21 protein-coding genes are annotated in these 22,849 nt (G+C 45.1%); 7 read left to right on the top strand and 14 right to left on the bottom strand.

Features of this window, described 5'->3' with window-relative positions; all coding sequences use genetic code 11:
* Positions 1-52: 52 nt before the first annotated feature.
* From H583_RS0128170 to H583_RS0128155, 4 genes are all read right to left on the bottom strand, one after another.
* Positions 53-535 (bottom strand): DsrE/DsrF/DrsH-like family protein, encoded by a 483-nt coding sequence (locus H583_RS0128170; protein ID WP_028563400.1) that lies wholly within the window; start codon positions 533-535, stop codon positions 53-55.
* Positions 536-609: 74 nt separating this feature from the next.
* The gene (locus tag H583_RS0128165) at positions 610-1,395 is read right to left on the bottom strand and encodes a sulfite exporter TauE/SafE family protein (protein ID WP_028563399.1); all 786 of its coding nucleotides are present in this window, start codon (positions 1,393-1,395) and stop codon (positions 610-612) included.
* 21 nt (positions 1,396-1,416) lie between these two features.
* Entirely contained in the window at positions 1,417-2,565 is a 1,149-nt protein-coding gene (locus tag H583_RS0128160; protein ID WP_028563398.1) for an MBL fold metallo-hydrolase, read from the bottom strand.
* A 21-nt stretch (positions 2,566-2,586) separates the two neighbouring features.
* Positions 2,587-3,168, bottom strand: coding sequence for a sulfurtransferase TusA family protein (locus H583_RS0128155; RefSeq protein ID WP_028563397.1), 582 nt, complete (start codon positions 3,166-3,168; stop codon positions 2,587-2,589).
* Positions 3,169-3,623: 455 nt separating this feature from the next.
* Here H583_RS0128155 and H583_RS0128150 point away from each other — a divergent pair, with 455 nt between their 5' ends.
* The 4 genes from H583_RS0128150 (at position 3,624) to H583_RS0128135 (ending at position 5,706) form a co-directional block, all read left to right on the top strand.
* Positions 3,624-4,070 carry a hypothetical protein gene (locus H583_RS0128150; RefSeq protein ID WP_028563396.1) on the top strand — a complete coding sequence of 149 codons (447 nt, stop codon included), beginning with the start codon at positions 3,624-3,626 and terminating at the stop codon, positions 4,068-4,070.
* 1 nt (position 4,071) lies between these two features.
* Entirely contained in the window at positions 4,072-4,290 is a 219-nt protein-coding gene (locus H583_RS0128145) for a helix-turn-helix transcriptional regulator (RefSeq protein WP_028563395.1), read from the top strand.
* Positions 4,291-4,363: 73 nt separating this feature from the next.
* Positions 4,364-5,056, top strand: a complete 693-nt coding sequence (locus tag H583_RS0128140; protein ID WP_028563394.1) for a DUF4386 domain-containing protein — start codon at positions 4,364-4,366, stop codon at positions 5,054-5,056.
* Between the two features lie 26 nt (positions 5,057-5,082).
* Positions 5,083-5,706, top strand: coding sequence for a class I SAM-dependent methyltransferase (locus tag H583_RS0128135; protein ID WP_028563393.1), 624 nt, complete (start codon positions 5,083-5,085; stop codon positions 5,704-5,706).
* Between the two features lie 199 nt (positions 5,707-5,905).
* On the opposite strand, the gene H583_RS0128130 is transcribed toward H583_RS0128135, so the two are convergent.
* The 8 genes from H583_RS0128130 to H583_RS36925 form a co-directional block, all read right to left on the bottom strand.
* On the bottom strand, positions 5,906-6,688 hold the full coding sequence (locus H583_RS0128130) for a class I SAM-dependent methyltransferase (RefSeq protein WP_028563392.1): 783 nt from the start codon (positions 6,686-6,688) through the stop codon (positions 5,906-5,908).
* A gap of 373 nt (positions 6,689-7,061) precedes the next feature.
* A complete protein-coding gene (locus H583_RS0128125; protein ID WP_028563391.1) occupies positions 7,062-7,727 on the bottom strand; it encodes a cyclase family protein in 666 nt (221 codons plus the stop codon).
* Between the two features lie 103 nt (positions 7,728-7,830).
* On the bottom strand, positions 7,831-8,733 hold the full coding sequence (locus H583_RS0128120) for a LysR family transcriptional regulator (protein WP_028563390.1): 903 nt from the start codon (positions 8,731-8,733) through the stop codon (positions 7,831-7,833).
* Positions 8,734-8,845: 112 nt separating this feature from the next.
* Complete coding sequence (locus H583_RS0128115; protein WP_028563389.1) at positions 8,846-9,484, bottom strand: HD domain-containing protein; 639 nt, start codon at positions 9,482-9,484, stop codon at positions 8,846-8,848.
* Positions 9,485-9,699: 215 nt separating this feature from the next.
* Entirely contained in the window at positions 9,700-10,977 is a 1,278-nt protein-coding gene (locus H583_RS34590) for an MFS transporter (protein ID WP_036711351.1), read from the bottom strand.
* 159 nt (positions 10,978-11,136) lie between these two features.
* Positions 11,137-11,451: a hypothetical protein gene (locus H583_RS0128105; RefSeq protein ID WP_028563388.1), complete on the bottom strand. Its 315-nt coding sequence runs from the start codon at positions 11,449-11,451 to the stop codon at positions 11,137-11,139.
* Positions 11,452-11,454: 3 nt separating this feature from the next.
* Positions 11,455-13,329, bottom strand: a complete 1,875-nt coding sequence (locus H583_RS34585) for a DEAD/DEAH box helicase (RefSeq protein ID WP_051237159.1) — start codon at positions 13,327-13,329, stop codon at positions 11,455-11,457.
* A 454-nt stretch (positions 13,330-13,783) separates the two neighbouring features.
* Positions 13,784-14,071 carry a hypothetical protein gene (locus H583_RS36925; RefSeq protein ID WP_154666022.1) on the bottom strand — a complete coding sequence of 96 codons (288 nt, stop codon included), beginning with the start codon at positions 14,069-14,071 and terminating at the stop codon, positions 13,784-13,786.
* Between the two features lie 1,723 nt (positions 14,072-15,794).
* On the opposite strand from H583_RS36925, the gene H583_RS0128085 reads away from it, so the two are divergent.
* Both H583_RS0128085 and H583_RS0128080 read left to right on the top strand, forming a co-directional pair.
* Positions 15,795-16,829, top strand: coding sequence for a hypothetical protein (locus tag H583_RS0128085; RefSeq protein ID WP_028563387.1), 1,035 nt, complete (start codon positions 15,795-15,797; stop codon positions 16,827-16,829).
* A 101-nt stretch (positions 16,830-16,930) separates the two neighbouring features.
* A complete protein-coding gene (locus H583_RS0128080) occupies positions 16,931-17,470 on the top strand; it encodes a hypothetical protein (protein WP_028563386.1) in 540 nt (179 codons plus the stop codon).
* Between the two features lie 451 nt (positions 17,471-17,921).
* Here the strand turns inward: H583_RS0128080 and H583_RS0128075 are convergent, their stop codons facing one another.
* Both H583_RS0128075 and H583_RS0128070 read right to left on the bottom strand, forming a co-directional pair.
* Positions 17,922-19,004 carry an SIS domain-containing protein gene (locus H583_RS0128075; protein ID WP_028563385.1) on the bottom strand — a complete coding sequence of 361 codons (1,083 nt, stop codon included), beginning with the start codon at positions 19,002-19,004 and terminating at the stop codon, positions 17,922-17,924.
* 31 nt (positions 19,005-19,035) lie between these two features.
* On the bottom strand, positions 19,036-21,429 hold the full coding sequence (locus H583_RS0128070; protein WP_028563384.1) for a glycoside hydrolase family 9 protein: 2,394 nt from the start codon (positions 21,427-21,429) through the stop codon (positions 19,036-19,038).
* A 335-nt stretch (positions 21,430-21,764) separates the two neighbouring features.
* Between H583_RS0128070 and H583_RS0128065 the strand changes: the two genes are divergently transcribed.
* Positions 21,765-22,814, top strand: a complete 1,050-nt coding sequence (locus H583_RS0128065) for a LacI family DNA-binding transcriptional regulator (RefSeq protein ID WP_028563383.1) — start codon at positions 21,765-21,767, stop codon at positions 22,812-22,814.
* The last annotated feature ends 35 nt before the right edge of the window (positions 22,815-22,849 follow it).

Genomic DNA, 22,849 nt, shown 5'->3' with positions numbered 1-22,849 from the left:
CACTTATACAGGTATGGGTATATTATAAGGCAAAAAATAAAAAGGTACACCATTAAATAAACAAATTCACTCTGCCGTCTGCGGCATCGCCCAGATAAGCAGCCACACCCCCGTATTCCATACTGTCCAGCAGTTCTTCCTGCTTAAGTCCAAGCAAATCCATCGTCATTGTACATGCAACGAGACGTACCCCCTGTTCCTGTGCCAGTTCAATGAGCTGAGGCAATGACAATGCCTTATGCTTCTTCATGACATGCTTGATCATCCGGGGCCCCATTCCGGCCATGTTCATCTTGGATAATCCCAGGCGCTGTGCCCCACGCGGCATCATCCATCCGAATACCTTTTCCAGCAGCCCTTTGTTTGTTCGGACCGCTTCATCCTTCCGCAATGTATTCAGCCCCCAGAAGGTAAAGAAAATCGTCACTTCATGATCATAAGCAGCTGCTCCATTTGCTATAATGAATGCAGCGATCGCTTTATCCAGGTCTCCGCTAAATAATATGATGGTTGTTTTATTCCCCGTTCCTTCCATCTGCTGTCCCTCCTGTTTTTTTTATATATAAGAACTGCAAAATAGTCATCGACTGATGCGTCTTTGCAATGGCGTTATACAATGGATGCCCATATCTTCACGGCTGAAGCCGCAATTAATATCAGGAGTGCATAACGCAAGTACCGCACGTCTAATATAGAGCTGACTCTGGAGCCCATTGTTGCCCCGAGAAGACTGCCTGCAACAACGAATACAGTCGGCCATAAGGGGATTGGGCCTGCCGCCAGCTTGCCGATGACACCGCCAAATGAGGAAATAAGAACAATTGCAAGGGATGATGAAATCGCCATGCGAGCCGGGATCTTAAGCACGGCCAGCATGACCGGGATTAAAATAAATGCGCCGCCGGCACCTGCTACACCGGATACGATGCCCACTGCAAAGGCAACTGCTACAGCAAGCGGAATGTGAAAGACAACCGTGCCTCCTGCCTCTTCCTGCTGCCCTTTCACTGGAATCAGCATTAATAGGACGGCGATTGCTGCCAATACTCCGTACACCATGTGTATCACTTCTTCATTCAGAAAACGTGAGGCCATACCCCCAGTAAGACTGCCGAGCAAGATACTGCTGCCCATATAGAGAATCAGTCCCTGATGAAAAACCTTATGCCCGTCTTGCTTTCGCATCGCCACGATACCGGCTAATGAGGAGAAGAATACTTGATACATGCTGATTGCCGATACCTCCTGTGCGGAAAACTGTGCGAGGCCAAGGCCCGCGGGAACCAGGAGCAGCAGCGGATAATTGATAATGGCCCCGCCGATCCCAAGCAGCCCGGAGAAGAACGAGCCGATTGCGCCGAGCAGCAGCATAAGCATGATCAGAGGGATATCCATATATCCGCCTCCTTGCAACTGCTAGCGGTCATGAACCGCACAGCGGTTGGGGCCAGTCTCCATTTCGCGCTGCTCTTCATCGCTCGGATATTTGAGGCCCATATTCGTCTGCCGGATCTCCTGATAGGCGTTGGGCTGCTCCGGCAGATAGTCCGTTACCTGACGTCTGAATTCGGCAGCATCCACAATGTTTAGTCCCCGGTTACTCTCGAACAACTCTCCAAGAGTTGCAGTAACTTTGCCCTCATCCCCCAGTTCAGATGGATGGCCGAAATGTGCAGGTAAGATGACCATTTCGGAGGACAACTGCCTGAAGCGGCCGTATAATGTCTCTCTAAGATCCTCTACCCAGTCTTCCGCTTGTCCGGCCAGATCGGGACGTCCGATAGACTCGATGAACAAGCTGTCTCCGGTCAGCAGGTAGTGGTCATCGATAATAAGAGATGTGCTGCCGATAGTATGCCCCGGCGAGTATAGCGCCTCCATGCGAATAACCGCAGAGCCCAACTGAATCGTTTGCCCTTCCTCCAGCGGGGTGTAGTCGAAGTTAACTTCAACTGCATCCTTTGGAGGGAGCCAATACGTGCCCTTGTACGGCTCAGCCAGCTTCCTTCCTCCGGAAATATGATCCGCATGCAAATGCGTATCCACCGTATGTTTGATCATGACTCCCTGCTTCCCGGCAAATTGCTCGAATACCTCCGTCATCCGTGGAGCGTCAACAACAGCAGCTTCTTTTCCCGAGATGATCATATAGGACAGACAGCCTTTGCCGATGCGGATGAACTGGTAGATTGCGCCTCCACCCGTCAAATCTCCAACTTTCACAGGCTCCACATGCTCGTTCCACGCTTTCATTCCGCCCTGCAAATAGTACACATTATCCCGGCCTGCTTCTGCTAATAGTCCGGCAACCAATATGGAGGAGCCTTCTTTGGCGCAAACGACAAGCACGGGTTCTTCGGTCGGAATTTGTTCCAGGGCTGGCTCCACATCATCCATAAGCTCAAAGTAAGGGATGTTGATGCTATCGATTTGCTCCCCTTCGATTTTCCATTTGCGAAAGTCACTCTCGCTGCGGACATCGAGAATAAGCAGCTTCTCCCTTTGGAGCACCTTGCGGGTCAGCTCTGCTGCTGTCATTGGAAGGATTGAATTCGTGCTCGTCATAGTTATGTGTTCCTCCTCTACTTAAGCTTGTTCGGTTGAACCTGTCCATCCGTTCATGCCTGCTTCCACATTAATTACCTGCTTGAATCCCTTGCCGGCAAGCAACTGACAGGCCAGATCGCTGCGATACCCTGTCCGGCATACTACATGGATTTCTTCATCCGAAGCTAATTCCCCGATGCGCAATTCCAATTCATTCAATGGGATGGATAGTGCGCCAGAGATGTGGTTGAATGCATATTCTGCGGGCTCTCTGACATCCAAAACGGTGAGCCCCACATTGGCAGCCAGCTTTTGCTCCAGTTGCTGCCCGGTCACTGTGAGCGGATGCATCTGTTCCGCTTTGAGCTCCTGCGGGCTTGATTTCCGAATAAAATGCCTCATTAACTCTCCGTTATGCACAGTCCCCAGATAGTGGTGGCCTGTATGCTGAGCCCAGCCTTTCAGGTCCGCCAGTGACCCTTTATCCGTCGCTTGCACTTCAATGACCTGCCCCGGCTCCAGCTCATCCATCGCTTTCCTGGTTCGGACGATTGGCATCGGGCAAGCCAGCCCTTGGCAATCCAATGTTTTGTTCGCTTGAATATGTGTTTGTGTTGACATTTTGTGTACCTCCGTCATTTAAATGGATTCATTGTAACTTGTACAACAGCAAGGTTGCGCTACGAAATGCTGCTGATTGACGCAAATTTTGAAGGAGTTTATTATACATATACCCCTATGGGTATTAAATATAGTGGAAGTTGTTAGAGTTGTCAACTTTTCCGATTCCTGGAGCCAGCCTGTACACACACAAATCATGGACCCGGCACCGCCTCCGCCTCCTGCACTTTTATGCCGTTAGGCCGAATCGGCAGCATGTCGGCCGATGTACCTCGTTGGGTATAAATAAAAGATAAGTCAAATCAGCTCCCGCTCCGTCCTTGGTGCGTGAACCGTTTTATATGAAGACAGCAGAAGTGTAATGTAAAATAAACTTGACAAGAAATCCAGTTTTAATTACATTATGTATAGTTTATTTTACATTATGGAAATTACATTTAAATAAGGAGGCTACTATGTCCTATCAAGAGAAAAAGGTTTTTGTTTCGATCATTAGCAGTTTACTCATCTTCACCCTCTACACTATATACGCGGTAAATAATGCCGAGGAAGGCAGCATCACTTCAGCCAGCGACTTTAGTTTTTGGGGCTCCTTCATTCTGGTACTGCTCCCGGTGTCCATTGTAGCCAAGATTATCATTCATATCGGGTTTGTCATCTTCAATAAAATCGCCGCGAACGAAGATGAGCCTTCTTTTGAAGATGAGCTGGATAAGATTATCGAGTTGAGAGCTGACCGGATTTCGCTTCATGTGTTTTTCATCGGGTTTATATTAGCCATGATTCCGCTCGTTACCGATCTTCCAACCTACTTCACATTTCTTTTACTGATTGTATTCGGTTTTTTATCCGACCTGCTGGGACGGATCGCTCAATTATACTTTTATAGAAAAGGAGTTTGACATGGGAAAGGATGCGATCAGCAATCAAATACGGATTCTTCGTTTTCATCATAACGAGATGACCCAGCAGCAATTAGCAGATAGGGCCGGGGTCACCAGACAAACAATTGTAGCGATCGAGAAAGGAAATTATTCGCCTTCATTGGAGTTGGCTTTTCGCATCGCGCGTGTGTTCGGCAAGCCTATCGAAGAAGTATTTCAATATGATGATAAACAATAACATGCGGACAAAGTTGGGTGAGGTTTGCAACCCGCAACCAACCGCCAAGGGCATGTATTGCAAGGAGGTTCATATGGTGAGGAAGAGGAACAGGTCAGCATTCATTATTGGGGTGTTATTCATAGCCGGGTTGATTACAGGCGTATTTAGTGTTGTTCCTGTTATCGATGGAGCAGACTACCTTGCCAACGCTTCTGCAAATACGAATCAGATACAAATAGGAGCGTTCTCGCAGTTACTAATGGTTGTTTCCTATGTTGGAATCCCTATTTTTCTGTATCCGATTCTAAGCAAGCATCAAAAAGGTGCAGCTCTTGGATCTGTTGCTTTTGGTATCATTGCGGGCGTGTTCATTATTATTGGAGTCATCATTCTTCTGTTGCTATTGGCATTAAGCCATGAATTCGCAAAGGTTGTGGCTTTGAATGGTTCGTATTTTCAGACTGTTGGCGGATTGTTGCGGGAAGGACGTGACTTAGTCAACCATGTAGCCACCACACTGGCATTTGCTTTGGCCATGTTTCTGTTTAACTTCCAATTTTACCAAACCAAATTAGTTCCGCGCTGGCTGTCCGTGTCGGGTCTTATCGGGTCTATATTGTCCATCTTAGCAAGCCTGTTATTTATGATACGCTTCATCGGACTGGATGAAACCTACATGATATTAAACCTTCTAATTGCCTCTCAACAATTAGTTTTGGCGATATGGCTCATCCTGAAAGGATTCGACCAGGCGAAACTGGATGCTATCCCCCCATTAAGATGAATGCTCCAGGAAGAAGGTGTAACTGAATGAGTAACCCGGAAAGCTTCTGGGACAAAACAGCAAGTAAATATGATCAATTAGAGAAGAAAGATGAACAGACTTACAACCAGATCATAAAAAGAACGGCATCGCATCTCAAGGAAAGCGACATCGTCTTGGATTACGGCTGCGGGACTGGATTGATATCGAATGTAATTGCAGAATATGTGAAAGAGATTCATGGGATTGATATATCCTCTAATATGATCGCAATTGCAGATCAAAAGGCAAAGGAGCGAAACATTGCAAATATCAACTATGCTCATGCGACCATTTTTGATGAGGGGCATAAGAAAGGCTCATTTGATGTCATCCTCGCCTTTCATGTTCTGCATTTGCTGGAAGATGAACCTGCCGCTCTGCAAAGAATAAATGAACTGCTGAAGCCAGGTGGATTATTCATTTCTGCAACACCATGCGTGGGAGAAAAGTTCTTTCTTAGAAACATGTTATTCCTTGCAGCTAAAGCTGGTTTAGTGCCACATATACGATCATTTCAAATACGTCATTTGGTCGATACCATTGAAAAAGGTGATTTTTCGATTGTCGAGACAGACTGCTTGAAGAAAAGCTCTCAGGAATATTTCATTGTTGCGAGGAAGATTGGATAATACTGTAGCCAAGCTGTATGACTTACCCTCCTAATCTATGTCGTAATGGGACTCTTTCATTGACCCATTCCTATGAGCACAAGTCTATGACTCTTCCTCGACTTTCGTAGCCAATTGTTCATCTAATTAATTGATTTTATAACGAGTAAGAGCCCCCGCCTTAATCAAGACGGGGGCCGATAACTTTCTGTTCCGGGATTCAGATTTTTTCCGCTACGATGGTGAAGGTCTTCGGAATACCCACATCAAAGGTTTCCGACGATTCATTAGGAAGTTCCTCCAGTGTCCGAATATACAGGCTGTTATGGGCAACCGCCGTTATAATTTCGCCCATCGTCCAGTTGCGAAGCTGTACCTTTTGGACAGGTTGTTGTGCTGCCTGCAGGAACTTGGAGAATGCGACTTCCTTCTCCTGAAGCGCCGTATCAAAATAATTCCCAGTTACCTTATGCTTGCGGATGTTGGCCGTCGTTCCCCTGGAACAAATCAGCTTGGTCGAGACCGGGTGAAAATCTTGAAGAATGAGCACGCCCTGCGGCTGCAGAAGCTTGCTGACAATCTCAAACAGCGGCTTCAGATCGAGAAAATAATGCAAGATCCCGAATTCCATAAACACGACATCATAGGAGTTGGGCACTTGTTCCTCCGGTAGTTGCATGACATCTGCTACAACATACTCCACTCTTACTCCTGCCGCTGCCGCCAGTTCATCTGCGTAGGCTTTATTCTCAACTGAAAAGTCGACAATCGTAACCTCGGCACCCATTAGTGCCAGCGCAACAGCCTTATTGCCGTTTGAACCCAGCAAATTGACAATTCTCTTGCCCTTGATATCCCCCATATACTGGAGGGCTTTGCCGATTCTCTTACCCGGGTTTTCTTTAATTTTCTTTACCGCTTCGCATGGCGGTCCAAAACGATTCATCCATGCCTGATAGGCTCCCGTATTCCAGGACTGCTTGTTAAGTTGATTCGATTCCACGCTGATATCCCCCTCTGATATGTATGAAACTAGTCGCTTAAAGTAAACGAGAACGCAAAAAAGCCATGAATGAACAATGTTCACTCATGGCTTCTTGGGCATAGACAACTATACACAGACGGATGCCTGCGATAATAATCGATCCTCAGCTATGATGATCCATAGGTTTCATTATCAGACAAGCTCTGGCAATGGCAGGTGAAATCAAGCCTGCGTTCCATGAACGCCAGACTCCTGCGGACTTGCGAAGAGCGTTATTCAGTTAAGCCTTAGATGGCAACTGTTGTCTGAAACCTATTTTTCATCAAAACGATCGATCCCACCATTTCTTTAAGATATTCCCATTATATGTGACAAGGAAATAAAATACAATCTATACTTTTAATGCTGCAAATGCCCGAACCGGGAAGGTCCCCATCCCTTTTATTTTTGGAGGAACCGCGTAGAACGTAAAGCCCGCATCCGGAAGAAGCTGCAAATTGCAAAGATGCTCCACAATCGGAATGCCCTCTCCGAGCAGAATGGTATGAACCGGCCTTCCTTTGCCGGAAGTATCATCAATATTAAAAGAATCAATACCGACGAGTGCTGCTCCCTGATCACGCAAGTAAGCGGCGGCGGCTTCCGTCAAGTATGGCGCATGGACATAATACTGCTCGGTATTCCAGTGCTTGTCCCATCCCGAATGTACCAGTACTGCTTTCCCCCGGACATCCTGGCCGTGGAACAGCTGCTCATCAATCCGGGGTGAATGCTCCTCAGCCCGGATAACAATCGCTTCCAGACCAGCGAAAGACGTCAGCTCCATCTCAGACAGATCCTTCCCGTCTGCATATCTGTGGAAGGGCGTATCAATATAAGTCCCGGTATTGGAGACCATCTCAATCTTCCCGATCTGGAACTCGGTTCCTTCTTCATACATCGCCTTGGATGCTTCGCGGCTTAAATAGTCACAAATAATTGGCGCAGGAAGCCCTTTGTACGTGACCAATCCGTCTTCAATAATATGGCTTAAATCAATATACTTGTCCTCTGCCATTCGCTTGCCTCCCTTATTTCCTGAAGCTTGATCTGTTTACTAAAGTATACAATTTCAATCCTTCTAATCAATAATGAAATTTCTATCATAGAATAGATGGCATCTATGCATCAGCCTGGCTTAGGCCCTGATCCACAATGGTGCGTTTGAGCAGGCGGATAAATTGCTGCGCCGCGAAGCCGATATATTTTTCCTTATGGTAGACAAGCCCGATCTGCCTGCGTACGGGCGGATTCTCAATCTTGATCATGCGGATCTGCTCATTCCCCCACATATGGAGCAGCGTTTTGGATAATATCGATACTCCGGCCTCCGCTTGTACTAACTTCAAAATAGACTCCGTCGCATCCGTTTCAATGATTGGCTGCAGAGGTGCTTCAATCTGCTTAAACGCTGCATCGATCTGCTGGCGGCATTGATAATTTTTCGGAAAAATAATGAACGGCTCATCCTTGACCTGCTCCAAATCAATCGTGTTCTTGGCTCCCAGCGGGTGCCGGTGTGACACCGTCAAATACAAATCTTCTTCGTACAACGGAACAATCGTCAATCTGTCGTCATGAATGGGCACAATCGTCAGGGCGATATCGATTTCATTCTGAATGATGCCTTCTACCATATCGTCCTTGCCGACGACTGTAATTTGAATGTCCGGATACTGCTGATGAAAGGCAAACAGTGTAGCAGAAACAAGCATCCCCAGCTCTCCTTTCAATACGCCGATGGCCAGCTTGCCGCTCTTCACCTCCCGCAATTCATGAATCTCCTCCTTGGCACTCTGAATGCTCTGAAAAATATGTGTCCCGTGCTTGAATAAAATGCTGCCCGCTTCTGTCAAAGCCGTCTTCTTGCCGATCCGGTCAAACAAAGGCATCCCGATCTCCGTCTCCAATGCCTTGATCTGATGGCTGAGCGTTGGCTGGGTAACCCCTAACTGCTCGGACGCACGGGTGAAATGGAGCTCCCTGCATACCGCCATAAAATATTCCAGTTGTCTGATTTCCATTTGACATCCCCCTCAAAATTGAGCTGTTTCAATAAGTTCTGATCTATTCCCGCCCCTATGATGAAAGCAGAAAAAACACCCACTGTTTTGGATGTTATTTCTGCCCCCGTCACTATTCGTTCCAGGGAGAATGCAGGACACAATCGCAGAAGTTCGTTCTTTGGAATCCCGGCAGCAGCATGGCGCAGACATCGGCTTTAATATTGCCGAAGGTCGTCTCTGGTTTATGCTTGAAGCCCTCAAGGAAAGCTGGCAAAATCTTTTGCTTGAAATTGTCTCGCGGGTACGCCTTAACAACCTGTCCCCGAATGTCCTCGGTGAGACTGTCAAAATTCTCTCCCATTACATCATAACCGACACCCGAATAAATGAGCGCAACCTCTGCCTCTTTATGCTGGGCAATCCCGATCGTCGTATGAAGGGCTACCGCATCCCATACCAATTGGATCGATTCAGCCGGAACGCCATTCGACTGGAGATAGTTGCGCGCGGCATTGGCACCGTCCACCTCAAAGCGCTTATCCGGGCTGCTGTAATGCCGGGTCAAGCCCAAATCGTGGAACAAGGCGCTGATGTACAACAGTTCGGAGTCGAATTTGACCCCGGCATTTTTCCCTTGCAAGGCGCCAAACAAAAATACGCGGTGAGAGTGGTTCCACAATAGATCATTGCCATGCTCGCGGAGCAATTCGGCTGCCCCCAATGCCAGCTTGCTGTCCGGAATCTTAATATCTGCGATCATCTGACTCATGATTTCATCCTCCTTGGCAGTTCATTTTCTTAAGCACCTTGATTGTATACTGCGAAAAGATCATTGATCAATATTATCATTTCTATGATTACAATAGATGTTATGCATGATTAATCAAATTTCTAACCCTCGAACGAATCCTCAAATAGAAAAAAGACCAGCGGGATGATTCCAACTGGTCTACGAATCTGGATTTCGCGCATTTTCTATTTGCCTCATGCACTCAAAACCGAATTTTCCTCTGCTTGCTGCTTCGGCTTTCTGAACATCATGTAATAGAGGGCAGCAGCTCCGACATATAACACCCCGGTGATACTGAACGTAATTGCGTAACCCCAATAATAACCATTGGAGGTTACGAGACTGGACTGCACGGGACCCATAAATGCCCATCCCAGCATAAAGGCCGTCTGGGTGACAGAATTGGCTATGCCCCTTCTCTTCTCCGAGACACGTTCAACCAGCACCGCAGATTGGATAGGATTGGCCGCATTCATCAAAGCCTGACGGAACAGAAAGCCCATGGCCGCGACTGCAAAAACATTCGTGGACCCGGTTAACAACAGGAACGGCAGCGACAGCAGCTGGAACGACACAACCGCCTTTACAGAACCAACCCGCTCTGCCAAATACGGTCCGATGAGCATCGAGACAATTGTCATGATCTGCCCTAGCGAGATTAGGAGCCCGACAGCGCTCAGTGAAATCGAGAACCGGTTGGTAAAATACAGGTTCAAATATGGAATGACCAGCCCCGACCCGGTCCCGATAATGAGCTGAATGAGCCCGAACTGGGCGATCAGCTTGAAGTCTGAACGGTTGCCCTTTGCTGCCGGCTGTGCTGGAGCCGGGACAGTCCGCTTGGGCTCAGGAACTTTCTCTCTCGGAGTCTCTACAATCATGAGCAATGGGATGAAAGCCGCAAATGCTGTTACACCTCCTGCTGCCAGTACAATCCGCAGACTGGTGACAGAACTCAAACCAAATACCTGAAACAGGTCTGCGAGCATGCCCCCGCCCATACTGCCCAGCACCTGGGATGCGAGCACCAGCGAGGAATAATAGCTGAATACCTGCAATCTCTGATGGACAGGTATTCCTGCCGCGAGAAACGGAATCGCAAGCACCTGAAAGATAGACATGAACAAACCGGACATCACAGCCAATGAAATCAGGCTTGCGGATGAATCAAGAAAAGACCGGCCAACCAGGGCCAGTCCGCTAAACAAAGCGCCAATAATAAGCAGTCGCTTGCGGCTTGTCCGGTCTCCGAGCATCCCGATCGGGATGAACATTAATGCCGTGGCGAATGACTGGATGCTAATAATTCTCCCGTTCATTGAATCATCGTATCCTAAATCCTGAATGTACAGATTATATAAGACGGAAAACATCCCGCCTCCGATTTGAAATAACAGCGTGGCCAGAAAGAACAACTTGATTGTCAAGGACAGATCGTTCCATCCTTTTTTAAACTGATAAATGAACGGCATGTTACACTTGAAACCTCCTGATTGTTGAAGCCTAAAAAAACACAGCAATTTATAGTATAACGCAGTTGGTAGTTTAACTGCCCGGTAAAATGTGAGCATTGTATAAAGAAATGTCCAGAAAGTCAGTGAAAACTGACTTCTGGACGCCCTATTTCCAAATTAAGATATCTTTCTTTTCTTCTTTTCCAGCTTCGTCAATATCTGCGTTGCCTCTTTATATTTATCAAACACAATTTGCTCTTTGCCATTCATATTAATGGTTTGCATAATTAATTGGCCTTCAAAATTAAAATGATACCTATCTGTAACTTTAAGGCTGTAAGCTACAGTAGACTCAATGGTTAGAATCGTTATATCTCCATTCTTTAAAATAGAAAACTCATGATTTTGGTCTATAGCTTTTTGCATTAGTTCTGTGACTGTAGGCCCATCATACATTAACAACTTTGCAACTTGATGAATTTCATCCATCATCGCCTATTCCTCCAGATTTCTAATTTTGTCATGAATAGCTTTAATGATTTGTGGTAATAGTATTCTAGCTTGTTCAAAATCATAGGCTTCCCACTCGTCAATGCCACGCTTAATCCTATTTTTAAGTGAAGAATTAATGAATTTAATCACATAAGCATCATTTGTGCCAGCACTTTTTAAGAATACACTGGTTGTTCTACCAGGTAATTCATTACCTTTGGGGTCAACTCCTGTTTCACCAAAGAGTTCTTCAACTTGAGTAATGATATCCTCTTTATGGATTTTATGCAATTCTTCACGGATAAGTTCTTCACGAAGTTTATTTCTTTTTTCAGTAATTTCACTGTCTAAATTACGATTTTGAGAAGCTTTGTATTCATTTATTTCATTTTCCGAATGTCCCGCTGCCTTCATCATATCAGCGACATTCTGAATCTTCATTTCTTGCAACCTTATGCTCTCACGAATTTCATCTTGATATATACTAGCAATTCCATCTGCAAGGAATTCCTTTGTATTTATAACTACTTCTCCATGAGCATTTACTTCTCCTACTTCCCTATTTTGTTTCGTACCCTGTTCTCTATAATATTCTAATTCCAATACTTTTTTTCTCTCTGCTTTTGTCCGTTGTCCGGTATAAAAAGACCACAAATTATCCAGACCGAGTTCCTTATGGTATACGACATGGGAAATGTTATCTATAGCATCATTACCTTCATGAATCTTTCTTAACGCCCTCCCAATAAATTGAGCATATGGGGCAAGAGTCCTGAAAGGCCTAAAAATAGCCGCAATACTTATATTAGGATGGTCAAAACCTTCCCCTAGCATATTAACGTTCACTACCACATCCAGTTGACCCTTTTTATACTCAATAATAACATCTTCAGCATTTTCAGGGTCATCGCTCGATACAACAGCGGAGTTAAGACCATACTCCTCATACAATGCCTTTACTTCTTTGGCATGTTCAATGTCACAAGTAACAGCAATAATTTGATGATGAGCGAGTCCCTGAAGTCGCTTTTCATTAAGTCTTTTAATACTCATTTGAACAATAGTTCTGTTACATGCAGCTGAATAGGCCACAGATCTTGTAACCCATTTCTTATCCATAGCTTCTAATGCAGCTTCTTTATCAACGAGCTGACCATCAACCAAAAACTCTAACTTCTCAGTCGTATAGTCTTCTGCAACAATATTTTTGACTAATCCATCTTTAATAGCATCGGCAAGCTCATACTTATATATAATTTCTCCATCTATTTCTTTGTCGTCGCCTCTAATAGGTGTAGCAGTTAATTTCACGATTTTTTTTGCATTAAAATGCTTCAAAGTTTTTAACCATGAGTCTGCCGCCGAATGATGCGCTTCGTCTATTATAATCATGTCAAAATGATTTGAATCCAAAATATTTACTAATGCTTTGCGGGACGTTGAACTATAGACTTTATGAATGTTTGCTATAACAACATCTGATTTATTTAAGTATCCCATAATTCTTCTTTTGTCTGCAGCAGTCTGGTAGCCCGCATATCTGTATACATTAGGCAACTTTGTATCGTCCAAGATTACTTTTCTTTTTGTCCAAAAATTAAATGGTGTTCTGGTATCAAATTCATCAGAAACCCCCTCGCGGATGACTTTTCCTGGAGTAATGATTAGAACTCTCCCATCACTGATTTCATACGGTGCCAATCCCATTGTACCTGTTTTTCCAGTACCCGTAGGAAGTACAATTATTTTATGATTATCTGGGTCAGACTCAAAACTTTCTTTTAATTTTCTATGAGCGATTCTTTGTGGGTCTCTTAATGAAATATTACCTTCAATAAATGCATTTACATTTTTAAAGTAGGATACGCCATTCCTCAATGCAGAACTCCCCCAATGATTAGTCTCCAATTAAAAATCAGTTAAATTGATTATATCAGAATTTCCAGAATATCCATATCGTAATAATAAAATCGCTTCACTTGCATATATACTTCCTTCATGACTATGATCCAAAACAATCAGGGGGTCTCTCCAGTTCTCTTTCTTACCATGCCGCTCCCTCTACGCCGGAGAATTCTTCACTATTATTCCAAGTTCTCCTTTATCTTTCCTTGGCCTTCGTTCAATTTCACAGGACTCTGCTACCTTTTTCCTTCTTGCGAAGCCTTTTTGGCGACGCGGCAGGATTCACTTCATGTTACGGCCTGACAAGTTGCTCGCCCTGTCTCTGACATGTACTTTTGTCGATACGCTTCTACGCACAGAATTCGCCATACGAAGGTATCCTAGCTCGAAGATGGCTTGGCCCCTTCTTCGGTTGGCCTTTCACCAACTAGACAACGCGTATCTCTGGGCACACTAACAAACAAAGGAAGTTCCCGTTACAGGAGCTTCCCTTAATTCCACCAGAAATATCTAAGCTATTAATTTCTCTAAACGTTACATTATAGTTATAATCATTAATAGCAAGGCCAGCGTATGTATCATAGGTTTCAATTTTTTCTGAAGAAAATGCAAGATTAGGATAGTCACTATCGTACATAATAAAGCAAGAAGTCGAATGCGGATAAATAGTTTTTGTATCATCCTCCAGATTGTATTTTAGATTAACATGTTTCAAGAATAATGACTCTTTTATTTGCGTTTGTGCACCAGTAGAAAATATGAAGTAACAATATATACAATAAATAAGCATGCTGTTTTAAAATGTGTGGTTTCATACCATTTAGGAGGTTCAATGTATGCAATCCTATTATACATAGTGGTAATACAGAGCCACAATAGGAGTGAGATGACAACAAATATAGTAAACCTAAGCATATTCCACTCCCTCTGACTTATTTCCTTTGAACAAGATAAAATCGACTTTTGTTCTTATAATCGACCTCCTCCAGCATATAATTTCCACCAAAAATGAATTATTCCATATATATACTTATAATGCAATCGGTGCATAGTAGGGTTTCCTTATGTTAAACAAAAAATAGACCTCAATTGTCCAGGTTTTTCCATGGTAGTGCGAAGGCATTCTTAAAACTATCGTCTCTGTTAGTTTTAGTACAATTCGGCATCTCTTCTTAGCAAATTAAAGCTGAATGACTTACATCACTAATATATGTGTGGCTTCATAGCATGAGTGTTTTCTTGATCTTCCCGATTAAATAATTGATACATTCACTCAGGTCGATGAACTTGAAAAGTGAATGATTCTAATGCTCTAAGCAAAAAGCAGCGCACCTGTACATGCGCCGCTCCTTGCATCTGTTTATTTACCGATTGTTTACGCGTAATAGCCCGGCTGAGTCTTGCTCTTCATCGCAACGCCGAAATCTGTATAGATACGGTTGGTTAAGTCGATTCCTCTGTCTCCGGAAATATGATGCTGAACGGTGCGACATATTCGTCCACCTCAAGCTCAAGCCCCAGTGCCTGCTCATCTGCAGCGGCTCCCAAAGATACTGTACACGTATAGTCCTGTATATTGAAGCTATTTTTATGATTTGCGATTTTTGCGGGAAAGCGCAATATAGTTTTCGTTGTCGCTTGTTGTATTAAGTTCTATATTGAATTTATTAAGAAGTTACATGTTCATCCTATTTTGTAATAATTAACTTGATTTTTGAGAAAAAATCGCTGTCGACAAAATCTGGATAAGGCAAAGGAATTAGAAGCTTTGTCGAGAGGATAACATAAAGAAGGACATCGACCTTGGATGAAGAAATTGTTTTTCATCAACAATTTCCAGAAAAACAAACGGAGATGTCCCATTCTCATGGTATCCCTCTAAATGCGGATCGTCAAGTTCATCTAGCCTCAAACTTGAATTACCCAAACCGCAATTCGGGCATATGTTTACCCTCGTTCACGGCATCACTCTCTGTGCCGGGCGTAAAAATATTACGCAAGTCCAGCAAGCAGCCAGGGGTAGACGACATCTGAGCAATACGACAAATTTCTTGAACCATTCACCCTGAAGCTTGATTCACACGAGGTCGGCAAGTCTGTTGGTATCTTTGTGTCTTAGCGGCTCATGTAGTCAGCGAAGTCGCTTCCTACTCTTGGGATTTCCATCCCTACTTCTATGAAGCCTATTGCATGGAGCATCGTCTGTCCTTCAAGAGCAAAAATGATCTGGCCCTTGAAATTTTCTAAACCTTATTCGACATTCTCACCCATCTCAAACTCCCTGCCTATGCCGCTTGATCGCCTGCTACGCTACACGTGTTCCTTTTCGAGTCTTTGTCTTTAGAAATCGCAAGAGTCAAGTAATTAAGCATTTCCTTTGCTATATTGCAAATTAAATAGGAAGTGGCATCTAATAAACTATAGGGAGGATTAGATTAATGAAAAATCGGTTATTGAAAGGAACGTGTAACGCTAAGAGACAGTTGATGAGTGTCTTAATTATTTGTTTACTGGCACTCGGTTCAGCCGGTGTGGTAAGCGCAAATAATGAAATAGACGCTGCTCCTCATCTTGTCAACAATGCAATTGAAGAGCAAGTTAAACAAATTTATGCGGAGAGAGCAAAGGTATTAACAGAACAAAAAGAAGGCTATCTTCTGGAGTTTGATAAATTAGGCAAAAAACTTGAGTCTCTTGGTGTAGAATTTTTAACACCTCAAGAAGTACACGAAAAAATGAAACTTACAGCGCATAAAGGCTTAGGTATTACACCATATGTAGCTACACCACCTAACGCGAAAAATATAATTTGGTCAAGTTTTAGAGGCAATTGGGTAAAAAACGGAGTTACTTATGAAGTTCAACATCTGACTGCAGAACCTAATGGTTCGACTTCAGCTCTTATGGATACTGGAGGAATTATACTACGAAATACTAATTCTATCGGGACAGCAACACAGAATTTCGTAACCACCGTTGTCAAAACAGGAGTTTCGAAATTGTCTGCACCGGTTGATATTACACTTCAGGTCTATGATGCTGTTAAAAATTTTATTAATGATGCTAATTTTAGCAAGACAACAGAAGTCACTGATATCCAAGTGAATTATACATACGCTTGGAAGGAAAGTATCGACTTTATGTATGTAAAGGAGGCAAGTAAAAATGATGATACTCAAGTGTTGGCCTTTATTTCATCTTCAGTATTTGGAGGCGTTAACTGGACGATACCTATTTTCACATACAAGTCAAATGGTGCAGTCAAGAATATAACCTTTCAAAATGGACAAAAAAGCTACGAATATTACGATACTAGTGCACATAGAAATGGTTCATTTGCTGTAGCGGCATATCTTGACCCTTATGCACCCAGAAATGCATATGTAATACAAGCTGATTTGTTAGGTGTTGGAAATAAAACAATTAAATCAATTCCTGTAAAAACACCTTCACACCCAGGACTCTTAATGTAAAGTAAAGATTTGTAATGTAAAATAATAAGATTTGTGTTGAAGTGTGAATTATGACTTCGCACAAATCTTATTAAACTCCCAGAGGATAGACAGGTGAATTTATGAGATCCAATGTATTTAAAGTAACAATTTCTTTGATAATTCTTTTAGTAATAATAACAACACTCTTTTTATTTTTCTATCCATTCCCTAAAAAGGTGGATCTAGTCTCCCCTGCTGTAAGTTTTTATGAGAACGACCCTTCTTCTATCAAGCATACTTCAATAAGAGTATCAGGAACATTGAAGCGACCTTTGTTTAAACAACATAGATTCAAAGGCACAGTAAGGATTGATGGCTTAGAATTTACTAAAGAGAATGATACCCTCGATACCTATGTACTTGATAAAAATAATGGGATCAATTTAGGGAATCTTGTTTACCACAAACCCTCAGATCAAGGAGAATTTGTTACTTTAAGTATGTTTTGGTTTGATGACTCTTTTAAAAACATAAATATTGTAAGTAATTGGGGTAAAAATAAGGAGTTGTCATTATTCATTGTTTCTGGTTCTTCTTATGAAGAGGCGCTCGATACTCAACAAAAAATGAGAGAAAAGTATGGTCCGACTTTTGTTCCGCGAGGAGTAGAGAGCCCGTGAGAGTTATTAGAGGATATGTGATACCGGTGGGATGAGAGTTCAGAGCGTGATACTGAATTAGGGAAAAGGCCATCACCGTAAATTAATGCCCCAAGACTGGATACTTAGAAAAAAGGTGTTCAGTCTTTTTCGTGTGATTGCTCCCAAATTGCCACAATAGGATTGTGATGACAACAAATATAGTAAACTAAGCATATTCCACTCCCTCTGACATATTTCCTTTGAACGATATAAAAGCGACTTTTATTCTATCAAATTAAAGCTGAATGACTTACATCACTAATTTATGTGAGGCTTCATAGCAGGACTGTTTTCTTGATCTTCCCGATTAAATAATTGATACATTCACTCAGGTCGATGAACTTGAAAAGTGAATGATTCTAATGCTCTAAGCAAAAAGCAGCGCACCTGTACATGCGCCGCTCCTTGCATCTGTTTATTTATCCGATGTTTACGCGTAATCGCCCGGCTGAGTCTTGCTCTTCATGGAGACACCGAAATCCGTGTAAATCCGGTTGGTCAGGTCAATCCCCCTGCCCCCGGCGATATGATGCGCCAATATTTGAAACGGAATAATGAGGCTGAATGGCGCCAAATACTCGTCTACTTCCAGCTCCAGCCCCAGAGTTCGGTCATTTGCCCCAGCGCCTAATGACACGGTATACGTATAGTCCGTTATCCGGCTTTCGTAATCACGCAGCAGCTCCAGTCGTTCATTAACCGCTCCGCCCGTCTCCACAAAAAAGATGCGATGGTTCGGATTTACTTCCAAGTATGGGCCATGCATGAATGCCTCCAGCTCAATCCCTTGGGTAGGCATACGGATCGTCTCACAGAACTTGGTTTCCATTTCCTTGATGGTACCGACAGCAGGACCGTAGCCAACAGCCGTAAACCGGGGCGCATGGATAAAAGCTTCCTTATGAAGCTCGTAAAAGGTTTCTGTCCTGGCGATAATGCGAGGAATTGCATCAATGGCCGACTGAAACTCCTTCAATACACGGCTGACCTCGTCCTTGGTTGCCCTCCCCTTCAGCTCAGCAAGGTGAAGGCCCGCCAGCATAAAGGTCAGAACAGTCGCCAGAAAACCCTTGGTAACGTAGCCTACCCGCTCTTTGCCGCATCCGATATCGATGGTGATATCGGCTGCTTCTGATATGGCGCTGTTCGGATCACTGGACATAGCGACTGTCCGGATGCCGCTCTGCTGGCGAACCCGGTTCAGCGCACCGATTGTGGAGGTGCTTTGCCCGCTCTGGGAAATTCCGATCGCCAGGTCGGTATGCGGGCTGATTTTATCATAGTAGGTAAAGTGAAACGGCTCTCTCACATCCATTCGCACATCTGCCCATTTTTCAATGAAATATTTGGCGCTGAGGGCCGCATTGTAGCTGGACCCGGTTGCCAGCACAAGCCAATCGCTTTTGTCCTGTGCCAGCCCGGCAAATGCATGAACCTGCTCTGGATACCTCGATAAGATTTCGTTCGACATCGCTTCTTCTTCATGAATATACGTCATCATCGTCGGTTTCATCATTGTTTGCTCCCCTCGCAATTGCGGTCATTTACCTCTTTGCTTCGATCGCATACAAATCGGCTACAATGGACAGCCATTTCCCTGCGTTGCCGGTCCATACTTCCTTGTAAGTGGCATTATTGAACTGCGGCCAGTACGGCTCATCTTCATTCAGGAACGTCTGGATACCGACCGGAATTTCCCCGGTCATTTCCCCGGACAGCACAGAATATTGCTGCGCATAACGGTAGCCCTCGCCATACATGAGCGATTGGCCAAACGGATTTTTGCCCACAATCCACTGGAGCTGCCCTTCCGCAATATCAATCAGGGTGCGATCCTTCAAATATATGCCGGCAATCGAGGATGCCTTGCCCGTAGACAGCACAATGGCATTATTGCCACGGAAGGAGAACCATACCGGGAAACGCTTCAGGTAGAAGTCCCCATTTAGCTTGACGCCCTGCTCCAACTGCTGGACATATTCCTGCTTGGCCTGGTCATCCGTCAGCAGATGCTGGTAATTGAAGCTGCGGTCGTCCAAATGCTCATCTTTATGGTAGACCCCGCTCGAAATCATCGGGTAGGGCTCTGTATAAGCAGCCAGCTTCTTGATATATTCACCATATGCCTTGATTGACTCCAGCCAGCTTTCGGCCTTCGGGTGCCCGCTCTGCGTCTGGTGGGCAGCCGTCAGAGCCAGCAGGTACAGATGCTCGCGCGACTGATGATTGAAGTGCTGGACCACACGTTTGTCAGGGTGACGGTAGAAAAATCCGCGCAGCGACGAACCATCTTCAAGCCGGATTCCTTCCAGCTCCTGACATCTCGTTACATACGTGATAAACTCGGCTGCTTTCTCCGCGTACCATTCATCCCCCGTCGCCTCATACAGCATTGAGGCCGCCCAGGAAGCGGTCGCCATATACAGGCTCTCGGAGGACTGGTAGGTATGCTCCCAAAAGATCGGCTTCTGGTCGAACCCGTGCTTGGCGAATTCCTCCATCGCATATTGGAAATCCTCCCTGGCCGCCTCCAGCAGCTTCCGTGACAAAGCGGCATTCGGGAGCCTTCCATGAATATACGCTTCAATTCCTGCACAGTAGAAGTTCTCATACGCCTGATTATGAACACGGGCCGCCGCGTCGTCCATATTGCCGATTCTGCCGTCCGTCCAGCGGGTAATGCCTGCGCTAGTCGCCCTGTACCCGTCGCCGAAGCGGGTTTTGAGCATAAAATCCAGTCCCCATTCCCCTTCCTCCAGCAACCGGAGATACAAATCGACATCCTGATTTTTTACCTGCTCCGCCATTTCGAACAGCGCCCAGGCAACCTCAGCCGTCTGGATAAGCTGCTGCGAGACATCACCCGCATCATGCCATCCGCCGTTAAAGGAAATGATCGTTCCCTTGTGCTCCGCAACAATATCCGCATGACAGCTGCCGTGAATGCCCGGAACCGGATAACCGCAGCGCTCGCAAAAAATAAAATTCAATGATTTCCATACCGATGACTGCCACACACTGGATGCACGCCCGATATTAAAGCTCTCTGATATCGCATCCCCCACCTGCAAATAGTAGCGTCCACTCTGATTGAAAGGAGAAAAATCCATAATCTCAAAGCGGCCCAGACTCGTATCCGCCTGGCGAATCTCGCCCGTGAACACTGTGTCGCCACGTTCCGCGCCTTTCAATTGAAATTTCTGCTCAGACAGCCCGGTAGCAAATGCCTTCTTGGAGGAGTTGAGACGGTATCCGCTGTGGGAGAACACAATCTCCTTTTGTCTGGGCAGCCAGCCCTTGGATACCTCCTGCTCAGCCACACGCTCCAGCTTGATGCTGCGAAGTTGCAGTGACATTTCATCCCCGGTGGCGCGCTCCTTTCCGTTCAGAAAATAACCGATGGCGATCTCTGTAATCGCATCCCGCGGGAGTTCTTCTATATTAAGATGAATCGTATTCCATTCATGATTTTTCAGATTGACGCCATGTACGCCTTCACGCTCATAAATGTCCGGAATCGGGATGACCCCTTCATTGCGGAACTTGATCATCACATAGGCATTAGGCACACCATGGAAGTCAGCCTTCAATTCAATAGCCATCCGGTTAAAAGACTCCCAATTTTCCCGGTCAGGCTTCCGGATCATCCATGAGCTGCCGAAGTTGACATAATCCCCGTCTGCAGGAGCCCCTTCAGGCCAATGCGGCATAATTGCCGGAGAGCTGAGCAGCACTGTCTCTTGTTCTCCTGTCCCCAATGTTCCGACCCCTGCATGAGCCCAAGAGCCAGCCTCCTCCTTGCTGCCCTCGAACCACTGGCTGGAATTCAGAACCTCATATTGCTGCTGGGCACGTTCAAGCGACCGGTCCTCCAGCAATGGCAGCGGGCGATGAATATAACCTGAAAGTCTTATATCCTTCCATATTTCATCATTCATGCATATAACCTCTTTCTATGAAATTTTCGGTAGAATCATTGCATGTATGGAGCAAGACGGCATTTGTGCTATGCTGTTGAAGCATAGTGAGAACTTTCGCTTTCATTTGGTAGCGATACCAAATGTTCGGATAATGAAACCGCTTTTGAGATGAGGGTAACAAAAAATAATGCCTGTGTCAATGAGGGGAAATGATACTTTTAATAGAATCGGGATTGCCATCGAAAAAGATCAATCAAGCTTGGTAACGATACCAAAAATAGTTGAATAATGCACTGGTTTCGGTTAAAATCAAAATCGATCATATGCAAGTATCCGAATAAGGATGTGTCACATTGAAAAATAAAATTACAATCTCTGAAATTGCCCGAAAAAGCGGTGTGTCCGTTTCCACGGTATCCCGGGTTTTGAATAACAGCCCTTCGGTCTCTCCCGGGAAGCGGGAGAAAATTCAGCAAATCATCGCAGAGCATAACTACACGCCCAGTGTATTTGCCAGAGGGATGGTTAATCATACAAGCCAGAATATCGGGGTCATTCTGCCGGATATTACGAATCCTTATTTTGCTTCATTATTTATGGAGGTTCAGAGCTTTGCCATGCAGAGCGGCTATGCAACCCTTCTTTTTAATACGATGTTTGTACGCAACCGCAAGCAGCAGAGCAAGATGTCGGAGGAGGATTACTTCCGGATTATTCAGGAGAAGCAGGTGGACGGCGTTCTTGTCCTCGGCGGACATATCGACAAGGAGGATATCCCGGATTCCTACATTCAGGCGCTTAATCAGTTGCACCGCCAGATTCCCGTTGTCATCGTCGGCACCCGGATTGAAGGCTGTAATTGTCTGGTGGTCGAGCGGGACCTCAAGCAGGGCGTCGCCTCTATTGTCCATCATTTCATCGCGCTCGGTCATGAACGGATCGGATTCATCGGCGGCGAACCGGGCATACGCATTACGACTGCACGGATCGAAGCGTTCAAGCAGGAGCTGCGCGCACTGGGGAGAACAGCCTTGGACAATCATATTATTCCATCAGATTACTATGCACCGGACGGCTACGAGGCGATGCGGCAATTGCTTGATGAGCCCCAAGATACTCTGCCAACCGCCATCATTGCCATGAATGACATGGTTGCCATCGGCGCAATCCGGGCGATGAAGGACCGCGGCCTGCAATGCCCGGAGCATATTGCGATTGCAAGCTGCGATCAATTCCCGCAATCCGAGTATGCCATTCCCCGCATCACCTCTCTGGATCAGCATAACGAATATCTGGGACGGATGGCTGTGCTCCAGCTTATTAGCGCGATCAACGGCTCCGAGGAGATGATCCGGATCAACCATACGCCCAGGCTCATTATCCGGGAGTCGTGTGGAGCTTAATGCGGGATTAAAAACTGCCAAATCCATGAAACAAA

This window comes from Paenibacillus pinihumi DSM 23905 = JCM 16419 (genome assembly GCF_000422505.1).
GTDB lineage: Bacteria > Bacillota > Bacilli > Paenibacillales > Paenibacillaceae > Paenibacillus_D > Paenibacillus_D pinihumi.
This window is presented reverse-complemented; position numbering and strand designations above follow the sequence as displayed.